The organism is Mycolicibacterium parafortuitum, assembly GCF_002086815.1.
Classification (GTDB): Bacteria; Actinomycetota; Actinomycetes; order Mycobacteriales; family Mycobacteriaceae; genus Mycobacterium; species Mycobacterium parafortuitum.
Genome location: NZ_MVID01000001.1, coordinates 394,303 through 409,737 on the forward strand (window position 1 = coordinate 394,303; position 15,435 = coordinate 409,737).

Here is a 15,435-nt window from a genome sequence, read left to right on the forward strand (position 1 = left end):
CGATACGGGCCTCGGGCCGACGACGGCTATCCTGGAACGGTTATGTCTGTGTCCGGGCCCTCTGCCAGGCCGGTCTACCTCGACCACGCCGCCACCACCCCGATGCGCCCTGCCGCCATCGAGGCGATGACGGCCGTGCTGTCCACGGTCGGCAACGCGGCCTCGCTGCACGGCTCCGGCCGGGCCGCCCGGAGGCGCCTGGAGGAGTCGCGCGAAGAACTCGCGCAGCTACTCGGCGCCCGGCCGTCCGAGGTGATCTTCACCGCGGGCGGCACCGAGAGCGACAACCTCGCCGTCAAGGGCATGTACTGGGCCCGCCGTGATGCCGCGCCGACGCGGCGCCGGATCATCACCACGCCCATCGAGCACCACGCCATCCTCGACGCGGTGGAATGGCTGGTCGAGCACGAGGACGCCGAGGTGACCTGGCTGCCGGTCGACCGGCACGGCACCGTGCGCGCCGCGGATCTGCGCGCCGCCCTCACCTCGGCCGACGACGTCGCACTGGTCTCGGTGATGTGGGCCAACAACGAGGTCGGAACGATTCAGCCGATCGCCGAACTCGTCGCTGTCGCAGCGGAATTCGGAATCCCGATGCACAGCGACGCGGTGCAGGCCATCGGCCAGCTGCCGATCGACTTCGCCGCCAGCGGGCTCGCGGCGATGAGCGTCACGGCGCACAAGTTCGGCGGGCCCACCGGCGTCGGGGCGTTGTTCCTCCGCCGTGACGCGGCCTGTGTCCCGCTGCTGCACGGCGGGGGCCAGGAACGCGACGTGCGTTCCGGCACGCAGGACGTCGCCGGGGTCGTCGGGATGACCGCCGCCGCGCGCGCCGCCGTCGAGACCATGGATGCGGTGACCACCCGGGTGCGGGAACTGCGCGACCGGCTCGTCGACGGTGTCCTCGACAGAATCGACGACGTCGACGTCAACGGGGCGCCCGGCACGGGCCGGCTTCCCGGCAACGCGCACTTCACCTTTCGCGGGTGCGAAGGCGACTCGCTGCTGATGTTGTTGGATGCCAAGGGAATCGAGTGCTCCACCGGATCGGCGTGCACCGCAGGGGTGGCGCAGCCCTCGCACGTGCTGACCGCGATGGGCGCCGACCCGGCGAACGCGCGAGGCTCGCTGCGGCTGTCGTTGGGCCACACCAGCACCGAGGCCGACATCGACGCGGCGCTCGACGTGCTGCCCGCGGCGGTGGAACGTGCCCGGCAGGCGGCCCTGGCCAGTTCGGGACGGCACTGACCATGCGGGTACTGGTCGCGATGAGCGGTGGCGTGGACTCCTCGGTGGCCGCCGCCAGGATGGTCGACGCCGGACACGATGTCGTCGGCGTGCATCTGGCGCTGTCCTCGACGCCGGGGACGCTGCGCACCGGGTCCCGCGGCTGCTGCTCCAAGGAGGACGCCGGCGATGCGCGCCGGGTCGCCGACGTGCTCGGAATCCCGTTCTACGTCTGGGATTTCGCCGACCGGTTCAAAGAGGACGTGATCGACGACTTCGTCGAGGCCTACGCGCGCGGCGAGACGCCCAACCCGTGTGTGCGCTGCAATGAGCGCATCAAGTTCTCCGCGTTGGCATCTCGTGCGCTCGCGCTCGGCTTCGACGCGCTGGCCACCGGTCACTACGCCCGCCTGGAGAACGGCAGGCTGCGTCGCGCCGTCGACCACGACAAGGACCAGTCCTACGTGCTCGCGGTGCTGACCGCCGAACAGCTGCGCCACGCCCTGTTCCCGATCGGCGACACCCCGAAGGCCCAGATCCGCGAGGAGGCCGCGCGCCGCGGCCTGGCGGTGGCCGACAAGGCCGACAGCCACGACGTCTGCTTCATCCCGTCCGGCGACACGCAGGCCTTCCTCGGCGCCCGAATCGGGGTGCGCCGCGGCAGCGTGGTGGACTCGGCGGGCACGGTGCTCGCCGAACACGACGGCGTGCACGGCTTCACGATCGGGCAGCGCAAGGGCCTGGGTATCCCCGGTCCCGGTCCTGACGGGCGCCCGCGCTATGTGACCGGGATCGACGCGCAGACCGGCACCGTCCAGGTCGGCACCGTCGACGACCTGGAGGTCGGCACCCTGGAGGGCGATGCACCGGTGTTCACCGCCGGCGTCGCGCCGCACGGGCCGGTCGAGGGCGTGGTCCAGGTCCGTGCGCACGGCGGCATCGCCGACGCGGTCGCCGAACTGCGCGGCGACACCCTGCACGTGACGTTGCGCAGCCCGCTGCGCGGGGTGGCACCCGGTCAGACGCTGGTGCTCTACCGTCCCGACCCCGACGGCGACGAGGTGCTGGCCAGCGCGACGATCCGCACCGCGCGCTGACTCAGCCCGGGATGTTGGCCACGATGTTGGTCATCACGATGTCGGGCACCGAATCGGGGAACGCGCAGAACGTGACCTCGACGAGCACCGCGGACTTCACCCGGTAGTCGCGCCCGCAGTCGCCGGGCCTGGTCTGGATCGACTCCGGGGTCGCCGACACCTCACCGACCATCGCCGCACCGGCGCCGGTGTCACCGCACCGCGCGATCTGCGCGACCACCGAATCGAAGGCGCCCTGCGCGGCGGCGGCGTCGCGGTATCCGGCGGCCGCCTGCGAGATCAGCCCCCCGCGGGGCGGATGCTGGTAGGTGGTCTTGTGGAACTCCTCGACCTCGCTACCGAACAGCCGGGTCTCGGCGTAAACCCACTGGCATTGCGGTGCAACGGTTTCCATCAGGAACTCGATATCCACCGGGGCTTTGGTGTCGGTACCGGGGATCACCGTCAGGTCCGCACCGGCTCCGGTGACGGCCTGCATCTGCGCCCGGTCGAGCAACACCGACTCGACGTCGACCGGTGAGCGGGAGTCCTCGTCGATCCCCGGTATCGCACGGACCGCGACGCCGGACACGCTCTGCGTGCACCCGGCGGCCAGAATCGCCGTGGCGCACATCAGCGAGGCGCATGCGCGGCCCGTCATACCGGAACCCTAGCCCGTCGCATATCGTCGGGCGAGTGAGTGTTTTCGCGACGGCGACCGGCATCGGATCCTGGCCCGGCACCGCTGCCAAGGAGGCGGCCGAGATCGTCGTCGGTGAGTTGCATCATCTGCCGCATCTGGTCGAGTTGCCCGCCCGCGGTGTCGGCGCCGACCTGATCGGGCGGGCCGCCGCGCTGCTCGTCGACATCACGATGGACACGGTGCCGCGCGGATACCGTGTCGCCTCCGGGCGGACCTCCGTGACCCGGCGGGCCGTCAGTTTCCTCGACGAGGATCTCGACGCGCTGGAGGAGGCGTGGGAGAAGGCCGGCTTGCGCGGCGGCGAGCGGGCGGTGAAGCTGCAGGCGCCCGGGCCGATCACGCTGGCCGCGCACCTGGAGCTGGGTGGCGGGCACCGGGCCATCACCGACGCCGGAGCGGTCCGGGATCTGAGCGCGTCACTGGCCGAAGGGGTGGCCGAGCACCGCAGAAATCTGGCGCGCCGGCTGGAGAGCCCGGTGGTGGTCCAGTTCGACGAGCCGACGCTGCCTGCCGCGCTGGCCGGCAGGCTGACCGGGGTGAGCAGCCTGAACCCGGTCCACCCGGTCGACGAGTCGCTGGTCACGGTGCTGCTCGACGAGTGTGCGGCGGCGGTCGGCGGTGAGGTCGCGGTGCACAGCTGCGCCCCCGACCTGCCGTGGAAACTCTTGCAGCGCAGCACGATCAGCGCGGTTTCGGTGGATCTGCACACGCTGTCCGCCGCCGACCTGGACGGGATCGGCGAGTTCGTCGACTCGAGCCGGACCGTGGTGCTCGGCGCGGTACCCGCCGCGGCGCCGGCGGCGCGCACGTCGGCCGAGCAGATCGCCGCGGCCGTCGCCGGCGTCACCGACCGCCTGGGCTTCGCCAGGGCGGTGCTGCGGGAGCGGATCGGGATCAGCCCGGCGTGTGGGCTCGCCGCAGCGACCGGCGAATGGGCCCGCAGAGCGGTCGAACTGGCGCAGCGCGCCGCCGACGGTCTGGCCGAGGATCCGGACGGCGTTTGACGCTGATCCGGTGTGCAACGTGGGCTAGTGTCAGTCTTCGAAGGATGCCGGCGCGGGGGTGCGGGGGTGCGAGTACGCACAAGTCACGGGGTTGATGCAGTGTCGGGGAAGCTCTCGAGTCGAGGGTCATCGCCTGAGTACGACGAGACCGCGCGCCTTCGTGCGCTCGCGTCGTTCGAGATTCTCGACACCGCGCCCGAGGAGTCTTTCGACGGACTGACCGAGCTCGCGGCGGCGGTGTGCGACGTCCCGATGGCGTTCATCGGGTTCGTCGACGCCGACCGGCAGTGGATCAAATCCGGTCACGGCGTGGGCCTTACCGACGTCGCCCGCGAGATGTCGTTCTGCGCCATCGCCGTCGAGGACGGTGCGCTGGTCGAGATCGGCGACACCCACGCCGACGCCCGGCTCGCCGGCCATCCGATGGTCACCGGTGCGCCGCACCTGCGGTTCTGCGCGGCCATGCCGATCGTCACCGCCGACGGCCACCGGCTCGGGGCGGTCTGTGTCCTGGACCGCCGCCCGCGGACCCTGACCGACGCGCAGCGCCGGCACCTTCACACCCTGGCTCGTCAGGTGCTGGTCCTGCTGGAGTTGCGAAGCCGGGCAAAGGAACCCGACTCCGAACTCGCACGCCAACGGCAGCGCATGCTCAGCGGGGTGCTCGACCACCCCGACGTGCTGGTCTTCGCCAAGGATGTCGACGGCCGCTTCGTGATGGCCAACCGCGCGCTGCAGGACGTCACCAACGCGGGCCGCTCACTGGTCGGCGGCACCGATGACGACTTCTTCGAAAAGGACATCGCCGAGCACTATCGACGCAACGACCGGCAGATCATGACGACCCGGGAACGGCAGGTGTTCAGCGAAGAGGTGGTCCACCCGGACGGCTCGGTGCACATCTACCGCTCCACGAAGTTCCCGCTCACCGACGAGTTCGGTGAGGTGATCGGCGTCGGCGGCGTGTCGACCGATGTCACCGAGCTCGCCGCCGCCCGCGCCGCGCACGCCGCGGCCGAGGAACGTTGGCGCGCGCTGGTCGAGCAGTCCCAGGATCCGGTCGTCGTCGTCGACACCGAGGGCAGGATCGCCTACGTCAACCCCGCCGGGGTCGCGCTGCTCGGGGTGGCGTCGGCCGAGGACGTCGCGCTGGTCTCGGCGATGGATTTCGTGCCCGAGCGCATCCGCTCCGTGACGCAGGCCCTCCTCGACGAGACGCTGTCCACCACCGGCATCGTGCGCTCGCAGCGCGGCGTACTACGCAGGCATGACGGCACCGAGCTTCTGGTCGAGTTCAACGCGACGGTGGTCAAGCACTCGGGGGAGCGCAGCGTCCAGCTCGAGGTGCGCGACGTGTCGGAGGCGGTGGCCGCGCATGCGGCGCTGAAACACTCGGCGTCGACCGACCCGCTGACCGGGGTGCTCAACCGCAGCGCCTGGGACGCCCAGGTGACCCCGCTGCTGGCGAGCGTCTCCGAGGCCTCACCGCTGACGGTCGCGGTGATCGACCTCGACAACTTCAAGGGTTACAACGACACCCGGGGCCACACCGCCGGGGATCTGCTGCTGCAGCAGTTCGCCGGGGCCGCGGGCGCGTCGATTCGCCAGCAGGACATCTTCGCCCGGTGGGGCGGTGAGGAATTCATCCTGGCGTTGCCGGGCACCGACCCGCAGCGGGCACAGACGATGCTCAACCGGATCCGGGCCTGCGTGCCGTTCGGGCAGACCTGTTCGATCGGGTACACCGGCCACAGACCAGGAGACACCCTCACCGAGACGGTGGTGCGCGCCGACAAGGCGCTGTACGAAGCCAAGAGCCGCGGCAGGGATCAGCTCGCGCGCCGCTAGGGGGTCCGCAGATCCTTGCGAAGAATCTTGCCGGAGGCCGACTTCGGGATCGCGTCGATGAACGCCACCTGGCGGACCTTCTTGTACGGGGCGACGTGTCCGGCCACGAACTCCATCACCTCGGACTCGGTCAGCTGCGCGCCGGCCTGCGTCACCACGAAGGCCTTCGGCACCTCTTCACCGTCGGCGTCTGGCGCGCCCACCACGGCGGCATCGGCGATGTCGGGATGCGACAGCAGCACGGCCTCCAGTTCGGCGGGCGGCACCTGATAGCCCTTGTACTTGATCAGTTCCTTGAGCCGGTCGACGATGTAGACCAGCCCGCGGGCATCGACCCGCGCCAGGTCACCGGTGTGCAACCAGCCGTCCTCGTCGATCGTCTCCTTCGTCGCGGCCTCGTTGTTCAGGTATCCGGCCATCACGTTCGGTCCCTTGAACCACAACTCGCCGGTGTCGCTGACCCCCTCGTCCGGGACCTGGATCTCGCGGCGGGTTTCCGGGTCGACGAGCTTGGACGCGGCGTTGGAGACCGTCCAGCCGACCGAACTCAGCGGGGCGTCCTCGTGCATGTTGACCCGGCCGCCGTCGAACGGGGTGATGTGGCTGACCGGGCTGAGCTCACTCATGCCGTATCCCTGAACCACCTTGCAGTCCAGGCGTTTCGCGACGGCGTGCCCGAGGTCGGCGTCCAGCGGCGCCGCTCCGGACATCACGACCTTCAGCGAGGACAGATCGTGGTCGTCGACCAGCGGATGCTTCGCCAGTGCCACTGCGACCGGCGGGGCGATGAACGCGATCGTGCACTTGTGTTCGGCGATGTTGCCGAGGAACTCGCCGAGATCGAAACTCGGCATGATCACCAGCTTCGCCCGCGCGTGCACCGCGGCGTTGAGCAGCACCGTCATCCCGTAGATGTGGAAGAACGGCAGCACGGCGAGCACCACATCGTCGGCGACCATGCCGTGCAGCGGCCGGATCTGCGCGACGTTGGCGACGAGGTTGCGGTGGGTGAGCATCACACCCTTCGGGTTGCCGGTCGTCCCGGAGCTGTACGGCAGCGCCGCCAGATGCGACGACGGGGCGAAATGCACTTGTGGCGCAGCCGTTCCCGACGCATGGATGTCGGCGGCGTTGGGATGGCCGGCGCCGTCGCCGGAACCGTCGCGGCCTGGCCCGTCGAGCACGATCAGATCCTCGTCGGACAGACCCGCCAGCACGGCGCCCTCCTTGGCCTGCGCCAGCAACGGCGACACCGTGATGAGCGTCTTGGCCTTGGAATCGGTGAGCTGCTTGGCGATGTCCTTGGCGGTGAACAGCGCGTTGATGGTGGTGGCCGTCGCGCCGGCGCGCAGGATCCCGTGGAAGGCCACCGCGAACGCCGAACTGTTCGGGGCCAGCAATCCGACGACGTCGCCGACACCGACGCCGCGGGCGGCCAGCGCCCCGGCGAACGCGTCGATGCGGGCGATCATCTCCCGATAGGTCGTCTCGCGGCCGGACTTCGCGTCGATCAGCGCCACCCGGTCCAGGTGGGGATCGTCGGGGCCGGACAGGCCGGCGAACAGATAGTCGTAGACGCTGGCGGTGGGGATGTCGACTTCGGGGAAGGGGCTAGAGAAGCTCATGGTGTCTCCGATCGAATCACGGCACGGGGGCCCGGGGTCAACGTTGGTCGAGTTGCTTGATCAATTTCTTGGCCGCCACCATGCGGAAGGACGCGTCGACCAGTTCGGTGACCTCCGTCCAGTCCACCTTCGCCGCGGTCAGATCCAGGCCCAGCCAGCCGAAGGGGCCGAGGTAGGCCGGGAAGAAGAACCGGCGATCCTGCTCAAGGGCCCTGCGGTCGCTCTCGTCGACCTTCACCAGAACCGAGTGCGGGTACTGGGTGTACTCGCCCTTGCGTTCACCCTTGACGCTGCCTCCGAAGATCGCGAACATCTTCGGCGCGCAGAAGCACGGCCTGCCCCACGAGATCTTCTCGAACGCCGTCGGGAATCCGAGGGCGATCTCCCGCACTTCTGCCAGCCCCATGTCGTCGTCGCGAAACATGATCGGATGCGGCATGGACAGCAGCCTACGCAGCCGTCCCGACCGGGTCCGGCGAACCGCGGCCGACTCTGTCGGCGCCCTTCGATAGCCTTCCAGGGTGAGTCCCGAGGCGATCCCGGATCCCGAGTCGGTGCTGGCCGAGCAGGCCGACGATGCTCTCGACGCCGACATCCGCCGTCGGTGGCAGGAGCTCGCCGACGAGGTTCGCGAACACCAGTTCCGCTACTACGTCCGTGATTCCCCGACCATCACCGACGCCGAGTTCGACGAGATGCTGCGCACGCTGCAGGCACTCGAGGACGAGTACCCCGAGCTGCGCACGCCCGATTCGCCGACCCAGCTGGTCGGCGGTGCCGGGTTCGCGACGGACTTCACCCCCGCCGAGCATCTCGAGCGCATGCTCAGCCTGGACAACGTGTTCGATCCCGACGAGCTGGCGGCGTGGGCGGCACGGATCAGCGGCGAGATCGGCCAGGATGCGCAGTACCTGTGCGAGCTGAAGATCGACGGGGTCGCACTGGCGCTGGTGTACCGGGACGGCCGGCTGGAGAGCGCTTCGACCCGTGGCGACGGGCGCACCGGCGAAGACGTCACGCTGAACGCGCGAACGATCGAAGACATCCCCGAAAGGCTCACCGGCACAGACGAGTTCCCGGTGCCGACGGTGCTCGAGGTGCGCGGTGAGGTGTTCTTCCGGGTCGCCGACTTCGAGGACCTCAACGCCGGGCTGGTGGCCGAGGGCAAGGCGCCGTTCGCGAACCCCCGCAACAGCGCGGCCGGGTCGCTGCGCCAGAAGAACCCCGCGGTCACCGCGCGCCGCCGGCTGCGGATGATCTGCCACGGGCTGGGCCACATCGAGGCACCCGGAGGGTTCCCGTTCAAGACGCTGCACGACGCCTACCGCGCGCTGAAGGCGTGGGGCCTGCCGGTGTCCGACCACACCGCGCAGGTCAAAGGCCTCGACGCGGTCACCGAACGCATCGCGTACTGGGGTGAGCACCGCCACGACGTCGAACACGAAATCGACGGTCTGGTCGTCAAAGTCGACGATGTGTCGTTGCAGCGCCGGCTCGGCGCCACCTCGCGGGCGCCGCGCTGGGCGGTGGCGTACAAATATCCGCCGGAAGAAGCCCAGACCAAGCTGCTCGACATCCGCGTCAACGTCGGGCGCACCGGCCGGGTGACCCCGTTCGCCTACATGGAGCCGGTGAAGGTGGCCGGCTCCACCGTCGGGCTGGCCACGCTGCACAACGGCTCGGAGGTCAAGCGCAAGGGTGTGCTGATCGGCGACACCGTGGTGATCCGCAAGGCCGGGGACGTGATCCCCGAGGTGCTGGGCCCGGTCGTGGATCTGCGCGACGGCACCGAGCGCGAGTTCGTGTTCCCGACCCACTGCCCGGAATGCGGCACCGAGCTGGCCCCGGCCAAGGAGGGCGACGCCGACATCCGCTGCCCGAACTCGCGCAGCTGCCCAGCGCAGTTGCGGGAGCGGGTGTTTCACGTCGCCGGCCGCGGCGCGTTCGACATCGAAGGCCTCGGCTACGAAGCGGCCACCGCGCTGCTGCAGGCCGGCGTGATCGCCGACGAGGGTGATCTGTTCACCCTGACCGCCGAGGATCTGCTGCGCACCGAGCTGTTCACCACGCAGAAGGGTGAGCTGTCGGCCAACGGCAAACGGCTGCTGGCCAACCTCGGCAAGGCCAAGGCGCAGCCGCTGTGGCGGGTGCTGGTCGCGCTGTCCATCCGCCATGTCGGGCCGACCGCGGCGCGGGCGCTGGCCACCGAGTTCGGCAGCCTGGACGCGATCGAGGCGGCGTCGGAGGAACAGCTCGCCAACACCGAGGGCGTCGGCCCGACGATCGCGGCCGCGGTGATCGACTGGTTCACCGTCGACTGGCATCGCGCCATCGTCGACAAATGGCGCGAGGCCGGGGTGCGGATGGCCGACGAGCGCGACACCAGCATCGAGCGCACGCTGGAGGGCCTGTCGATCGTGGTGACCGGATCCCTGACCGGGTTCAGCAGGGATCAGGCCAAAGAGGCCATCATCGCCAGGGGCGGCAAGGCGGCGAGTTCGGTGTCGAAGAAGACCGCCTACGTGGTGGCCGGGGACGCCCCGGGATCGAAGTACGACAAGGCGATCGAACTCGGGGTGCCGGTGCTCGACGAGGACGGGTTCCGCAGGCTGCTCGCCGACGGTCCGGCCGCGCCGGAGAGTTAACCGACGATCGTCGCGACGATCCCGGCCAGGTAGCCGAGCCGGGCCACTTCGCTGGGCCGAAACGCGGGTCCGCCGGGCCGTCCCAGCACCACCGCGGTCGTCGGGCCGTCGAGCGGCGCCGCGGCCAGCGTGGTGTCCATGTCGCGCCACACCTGCGGCACCCAGTCGGCGGTCGCGTCGAGCGCCGCGGCGCGTTCCAGCGGTAACCACGGCGTCTCGGTGGCCGGGGTCTCCGGTGCGCCGGAGCTGCCCACCACCCGCCGCGGGCCCGAATCGGTCAGTTCCACCACCGTGGACCACCCGACCCGCAACACCTTGGGGGCCTCGTCGACGAGCACCTGCAGGCGCTTGAGCTTTCCGTCGGCGGCGGCGACGTGGTCGATCAACTCCAGTTCGCGGTGGGCTTCCAGCAGCCCGGTGTGCGGGCGGATGCTGTCGACGTACACCCCTTTGAGGGCTTCGGCGGCGGTGATCAGCATGTCGGGCATCGCGCCGGGTGGCAGCTCGACCACGAGGTCGTCGATCGCGTAGCCCACGGAACGTTCCACCACGTCGAGGGACAGGATGTCGGCGCCTACCGAACCCAGGGCCACGGCCAGGGAGCCGAGGCTGCCCGGGCGGTCCTCGAGTTGGACTCGGAGTAGATACGAAGGCACGGCCAACACTTTTTCACGGAGAGGCGACCCCCGGCGACTTGGGCGGCGGGCCGCCCCGACTGTTGGGCGGCGGGCCGCCCCGACAGTCGGGCCGTGAGCCGCCGAAGCAGTTCCGCCGAGTTGGACGCGTGAGCGGCTGGACTAGGCTTTGTGGTCGTGTCACAGATCTCCCGAGACGAGGTTGCGCACCTTGCGCGCCTCGCGCGACTGGCCCTGACCGACAGCGAGCTGGATGGCTTCGTCGGTCAGCTCGACGCCATCCTCAACCACGTCGGCAAGATCCAGGCGGTCGACGTCACCGGCGTCGAGGCAACCGACAACCCGCTGGTTCGGCGGTCAGGAGCGGAGCGACCCGGGGAATCGGCCGGGGTCGTCAATGTGTTCCGCTCCGACGAGCAGCTGCCGAGCCTGACCCAGGACGAGGCGCTGGCCGCCGCGCCCCGGGCCGAAGACGGCCGTTTCGCGGTGCCGCGGATTCTGGGAGAAGCCGAATGAGTGAGCTGATCAGACTCGACGCCGACACCCTCGCGACCAAGATCGCGGACAAAGAGGTGTCCTCCACCGAGGTGACGCAGGCGTTCCTCGACCAGATCGCCGCGACCGACGGCGACTATCACGCGTTCCTGCACGTCGGTGCCGACGAGGCGCTGGCCGCCGCAGCCGCGGTCGACAAGGCCGTCGCGGCGGGGGAGCGTCCGGCCTCGCCGCTGGCCGGCGTCCCGCTCGCACTGAAGGACGTGTTCACCACCACGGACATGCCGACCACGTGCGGCTCGAAGATCCTGGAGGGGTGGACGTCGCCGTACGACGCGACCGTCACCGCGAAGCTGCGCGCCGCGGGCATCCCGATCCTGGGCAAGACCAACATGGACGAGTTCGCGATGGGCAGCTCGACGGAGAACTCCGCCTACGGCCCGACGCGCAACCCGTGGGACGTCGAGCGGGTGCCGGGCGGTTCCGGCGGTGGCAGTGCCGCCGCGCTGGCGGCGTTCCAGGCGCCGCTGGCCATCGGCACCGACACCGGAGGCTCCATCCGCCAGCCGGCCGCGCTCACCGCTACCGTCGGCGTGAAGCCGACGTACGGAACGGTGTCGCGCTACGGGCTGGTCGCGTGCGCGTCGTCGCTGGACCAGGGCGGTCCGTGCGCGCGCACCGTGCTCGACACCGCGCTGCTGCACCAGGTCATCGCCGGACACGATCCGCGCGATTCGACCTCGATCGACGCGCCCGTGCCCGACATCGTCGCCGCGGCCCGCGCCGGCGCCGCCGGTGACCTCAAGGGGGTGCGGATCGGGGTGGTCAAGCAGCTGCGCAGCGGCGAGGGTTACCAGCCGGGTGTGCTGGCGTCGTTCAACGCGGCCGTCGAGCAGCTCACCGCGCTCGGCGCCGAGGTCAGCGAGGTCGACTGCCCGCACTTCGACTATTCGCTGCCCGCCTACTACCTGATCTTGCCGTCGGAGGTGTCGTCGAACCTGGCGAAGTTCGACGGCATGCGTTACGGCCTGCGCGCCGGCGACGACGGCACGCACAGCGCCGAGGAGGTCATGGCGATCACCCGCGCCGCGGGCTTCGGTCCTGAGGTCAAGCGCCGCATCATGATCGGCACCTACGCGCTGTCGGCCGGCTATTACGACGCCTATTACAACCAGGCGCAGAAGGTGCGAACGCTGATCGCCCGCGACCTCGACGAGGCGTACCAGAAGGTCGACGTGCTGGTCACGCCGACGACGCCGTCGACGGCGTTCCGGCTCGGTGAGAAGGTCGACGACCCGCTGGCGATGTATCTGTTCGACCTGTGCACGCTGCCGCTGAACCTGGCCGGGCACTGCGGGATGTCGGTGCCGTCGGGGCTGTCCGCCGACGACAACCTGCCGGTAGGGCTGCAGATCATGGCGCCGGCACTGGCCGATGACCGGCTGTATCGCGTCGGTGCGGCCTACGAAGCCGCACGGGGTTCGCTGCCAACTGCGCTCTGACAGGGGAGGATGGGTCGCATGCGTATCGGAGTGCTGACCGGAGGCGGCGACTGTCCTGGCCTGAACGCGGTGATCCGGGCGGTGGTCCGGACCTGTGACGTCCGGTACGGCTCCTCGGTGGTGGGTTTCCTGGACGGTTGGCGCGGGCTGCTGGAGAACCGCCGGATCCAGCTGCGCAACGACGACCGCAACGACCGGCTGCTCGCCAAGGGCGGGACGGTACTGGGCACCGCGCGCGTCAACCCGGACAAGTTGCGCGCCGGTCTGGACCAGATCAAGCAGACCCTCGAGGACAACGGCATCGACGTGCTCATCCCGATCGGAGGCGAGGGCACGCTGACCGCCGCCCACTGGCTGTCCGAGGAGAACGTGCCCGTCGTCGGTGTGCCCAAGACCATCGACAACGACATCGATTGCACCGACGTCACTTTCGGCCACGATACCGCGCTGACCGTGGCGACCGAGGCGATCGACCGGCTGCACAGCACCGCCGAATCACATCAGCGCGTGATGCTGGTGGAGGTGATGGGCCGCCACGCCGGCTGGATCGCGCTGAACGCCGGCCTGGCCTCCGGGGCGCACATGACGCTGATCCCCGAGCAGCCCTTCGATGTCGAGGAGGTCTGCCGGCTGGTCAAAGAACGCTTCGTGCGCGGAGATTCACACTTCATCTGTGTGGTCGCCGAGGGGGCCAAACCCGCCGAGGGCTCGATGCAGCTCAAACAGGGCGGGGTCGACGAGTTCGGCCACGAGCGCTTCACCGGCGTCGCCCAGCAGCTGGCGCTGGAAGTGGAGAAGCGGATCAACAAGGACGTCCGCGTCACGGTGCTTGGCCACGTGCAGCGCGGTGGCATCCCGACCGCGTACGACCGGGTGCTGGCCACCCGGTTTGGCGTCAACGCCGCGGACGCCGCGCACGCCGGCGAGTACGGGATGATGGTGTCGCTGCGTGGCCAGGACATCGGCCGGGTGGCGCTCGCCGACGCGGTCCGCCAGCTCAAGCTCGTCCCGCAGAGCCGCTACGACGACGCCGCCGAATTCTTCGGCTGACGGTTCCTTCGCGAGCAGTCACAAACTCGCACGAATCGCCGCCCGAGCGTGCGAGTTTGTGTCTGCTCGCCGCGGAAAAGTGACCCACTAGGATCAGTGGCATGTCTACCGCGACCTCGGCTTCCGCGTCACTGCTCGACTACGACGAGGTCATCGCCGCCTACGAGCCCGTCATGGGCATGGAGGTGCACGTCGAGCTGAATACGGCCACCAAGATGTTCTGCGGCTGCGCCAACCGGTTCGGTGCCGAACCCAACACGCTGGTGTGTCCGGTCTGCCTCGGATTGCCCGGCTCCCTACCGGTGCTCAACCGGTCCGCCGTCGAGTCCGCGATCCGCATCGGTCTGGCGCTCAACTGTGACATCGCGCCGTGGGGCCGGTTTGCGCGGAAGAACTACTTCTATCCGGACCAGCCGAAGAACTACCAGATCTCCCAGTACGACGAGCCGATCGCGGTCAACGGCCACCTCGACGTGCCGCTCGACGACGGCACCACGTGGCGTATCGAGATCGAGCGTGCCCACATGGAGGAGGACACCGGCAAGCTGACCCACATCGGCAGCGACACCGGGCGCATCGCGGGAGCGACCACCTCGCTGGCCGACTACAACCGCTCCGGCGTCCCGCTGATCGAGATCGTCACCAAGCCGATCGAGGGTGCGGGTGCGCGTGCCCCCGAGATCGCCCGCGCCTATGTGACCGCGTTGCGAGACCTGTTGCGCGCGCTCGGTGTTTCCGACGTCCGGATGGACCAGGGGTCGATGCGGTGCGACTCCAACGTCTCCCTGAAGCCGATCGGTGCGGCCGAGTTCGGCACCCGAACCGAGACCAAGAACGTCAACTCGCTCAAGAGCGTCGAGGTCGCGGTGCGCTACGAGATGCGCCGCCAGGCCGCGGTGCTGAAGTCCGGCGGCACGGTGACCCAGGAGACCCGGCACTTCCACGAGGACGGTTTCACCTCGCCGGGGCGCAGTAAGGAGACCGCGCAGGACTATCGGTACTTCCCGGAGCCCGATCTGGAGCCGGTGGCGCCCGGCGCGGAACTCGTCGAGCAGCTGCGGACCACCATCCCCGAGTATCCGTGGCTGTCGCGCAAGCGAATCCAGCAGGAGTGGGGCATCGCCGACGAGGTGATGCGCGACCTGGTCAACATCGGTGCGCTGGATCTGATCGCCGCGACCGTCGAGCACGGCGTCTCCAGCGACGCCGCCCGCGCCTGGTGGGGCAACTTCCTGGTACAGAAGGCCAAGGAAGGTGGGGTAGAGGTGTCCGATCTGCCGATCACGCCTGCGCAGGTCGCCGCGGTGATCAAGCTCGTCGACGACGGCAAGCTGTCCAACAAGCTGGCCCGCCAGGTCGTCGAGGGCGTGTTGGCCGGTGAGGGCGAACCCGAGCAGGTGATGAACGACCGCGGGCTGGTGGTCGTGCGTGACGACTCGCTGATCCAGGCCGCCATCGATCAAGCTCTCGAGGCGCACCCCGACATCGTCGAGAAGATCCGCGGCGGCAAGGTGCAGGCCGCCGGTGCGATCGTCGGCGCTGTGATGAAGGCGACGAAGGGCCAGGCCGACGCCGCGCGGGTGCGCGAACTTGTCATGGCCGCGTGTAGCTAGCCCTTACAGTCG

General features: G+C 69.6%; 13 protein-coding genes. 9 read left to right on the forward strand and 4 right to left on the reverse strand.

The window, feature by feature from the left end:
- The first annotated feature begins 48 nt into the window (after positions 1-48).
- A complete protein-coding gene (locus tag BST38_RS01820; protein ID WP_420872532.1) occupies positions 49-1,248 on the forward strand; it encodes a cysteine desulfurase family protein in 1,200 nt (399 codons plus the stop codon).
- 2 nt (positions 1,249-1,250) lie between these two features.
- The gene (gene mnmA, locus BST38_RS01825; protein ID WP_083141510.1) at positions 1,251-2,324 is read left to right on the forward strand and encodes a tRNA 2-thiouridine(34) synthase MnmA; all 1,074 of its coding nucleotides are present in this window, start codon (positions 1,251-1,253) and stop codon (positions 2,322-2,324) included.
- 1 nt (position 2,325) lies between these two features.
- Here the strand turns inward: mnmA and BST38_RS01830 are convergent, their stop codons facing one another.
- Complete coding sequence (locus BST38_RS01830; RefSeq protein WP_083141511.1) at positions 2,326-2,964, reverse strand: sensor domain-containing protein; 639 nt, start codon at positions 2,962-2,964, stop codon at positions 2,326-2,328.
- Positions 2,965-2,999: 35 nt separating this feature from the next.
- On the opposite strand from BST38_RS01830, the gene BST38_RS01835 reads away from it, so the two are divergent.
- Positions 3,000-4,010, forward strand: coding sequence for a uroporphyrinogen decarboxylase/cobalamine-independent methonine synthase family protein (locus BST38_RS01835; protein WP_083141512.1), 1,011 nt, complete (start codon positions 3,000-3,002; stop codon positions 4,008-4,010).
- 99 nt (positions 4,011-4,109) lie between these two features.
- Positions 4,110-5,858 (forward strand): sensor domain-containing diguanylate cyclase, encoded by a 1,749-nt coding sequence (locus tag BST38_RS01840; RefSeq protein ID WP_237160635.1) that lies wholly within the window; start codon positions 4,110-4,112, stop codon positions 5,856-5,858.
- Here BST38_RS01840 and BST38_RS01845 read toward each other — a convergent pair.
- Both BST38_RS01845 and BST38_RS01850 read right to left on the reverse strand, forming a co-directional pair.
- Positions 5,855-7,483 carry a 4-coumarate--CoA ligase family protein gene (locus BST38_RS01845; protein WP_083141514.1) on the reverse strand — a complete coding sequence of 543 codons (1,629 nt, stop codon included), beginning with the start codon at positions 7,481-7,483 and terminating at the stop codon, positions 5,855-5,857. The genes BST38_RS01840 and BST38_RS01845 overlap by 4 nt on opposite strands.
- 37 nt (positions 7,484-7,520) lie before the next feature.
- Complete coding sequence (locus BST38_RS01850; protein WP_083141515.1) at positions 7,521-7,922, reverse strand: MmcQ/YjbR family DNA-binding protein; 402 nt, start codon at positions 7,920-7,922, stop codon at positions 7,521-7,523.
- Positions 7,923-8,037: 115 nt separating this feature from the next.
- On the opposite strand from BST38_RS01850, the gene ligA reads away from it, so the two are divergent.
- Positions 8,038-10,128 (forward strand): NAD-dependent DNA ligase LigA, encoded by a 2,091-nt coding sequence (ligA, locus tag BST38_RS01855; protein WP_420872568.1) that lies wholly within the window; start codon positions 8,038-8,040, stop codon positions 10,126-10,128.
- On the opposite strand, the gene BST38_RS01860 is transcribed toward ligA, so the two are convergent.
- Entirely contained in the window at positions 10,125-10,793 is a 669-nt protein-coding gene (locus BST38_RS01860) for an ACT domain-containing protein (protein WP_181792026.1), read from the reverse strand. The genes ligA and BST38_RS01860 overlap by 4 nt on opposite strands.
- Before the next feature lie 147 nt (positions 10,794-10,940).
- Between BST38_RS01860 and gatC the strand changes: the two genes are divergently transcribed.
- The 4 genes from gatC (at position 10,941) to gatB (ending at position 15,423) form a co-directional block, all read left to right on the forward strand.
- Positions 10,941-11,279, forward strand: a complete 339-nt coding sequence (gene gatC, locus BST38_RS01865; RefSeq protein WP_083141688.1) for an Asp-tRNA(Asn)/Glu-tRNA(Gln) amidotransferase subunit GatC — start codon at positions 10,941-10,943, stop codon at positions 11,277-11,279.
- Positions 11,276-12,760 carry an Asp-tRNA(Asn)/Glu-tRNA(Gln) amidotransferase subunit GatA gene (gatA, locus tag BST38_RS01870; protein ID WP_083141517.1) on the forward strand — a complete coding sequence of 495 codons (1,485 nt, stop codon included), beginning with the start codon at positions 11,276-11,278 and terminating at the stop codon, positions 12,758-12,760. The genes gatC and gatA overlap by 4 nt, the downstream gene beginning before the upstream one ends.
- A gap of 18 nt (positions 12,761-12,778) precedes the next feature.
- Positions 12,779-13,810: an ATP-dependent 6-phosphofructokinase gene (locus BST38_RS01875; RefSeq protein WP_083141518.1), complete on the forward strand. Its 1,032-nt coding sequence runs from the start codon at positions 12,779-12,781 to the stop codon at positions 13,808-13,810.
- Between the two features lie 101 nt (positions 13,811-13,911).
- The gene (gene gatB, locus BST38_RS01880; protein WP_083141519.1) at positions 13,912-15,423 is read left to right on the forward strand and encodes an Asp-tRNA(Asn)/Glu-tRNA(Gln) amidotransferase subunit GatB; all 1,512 of its coding nucleotides are present in this window, start codon (positions 13,912-13,914) and stop codon (positions 15,421-15,423) included.
- Positions 15,424-15,435: the final 12 nt, after the last annotated feature.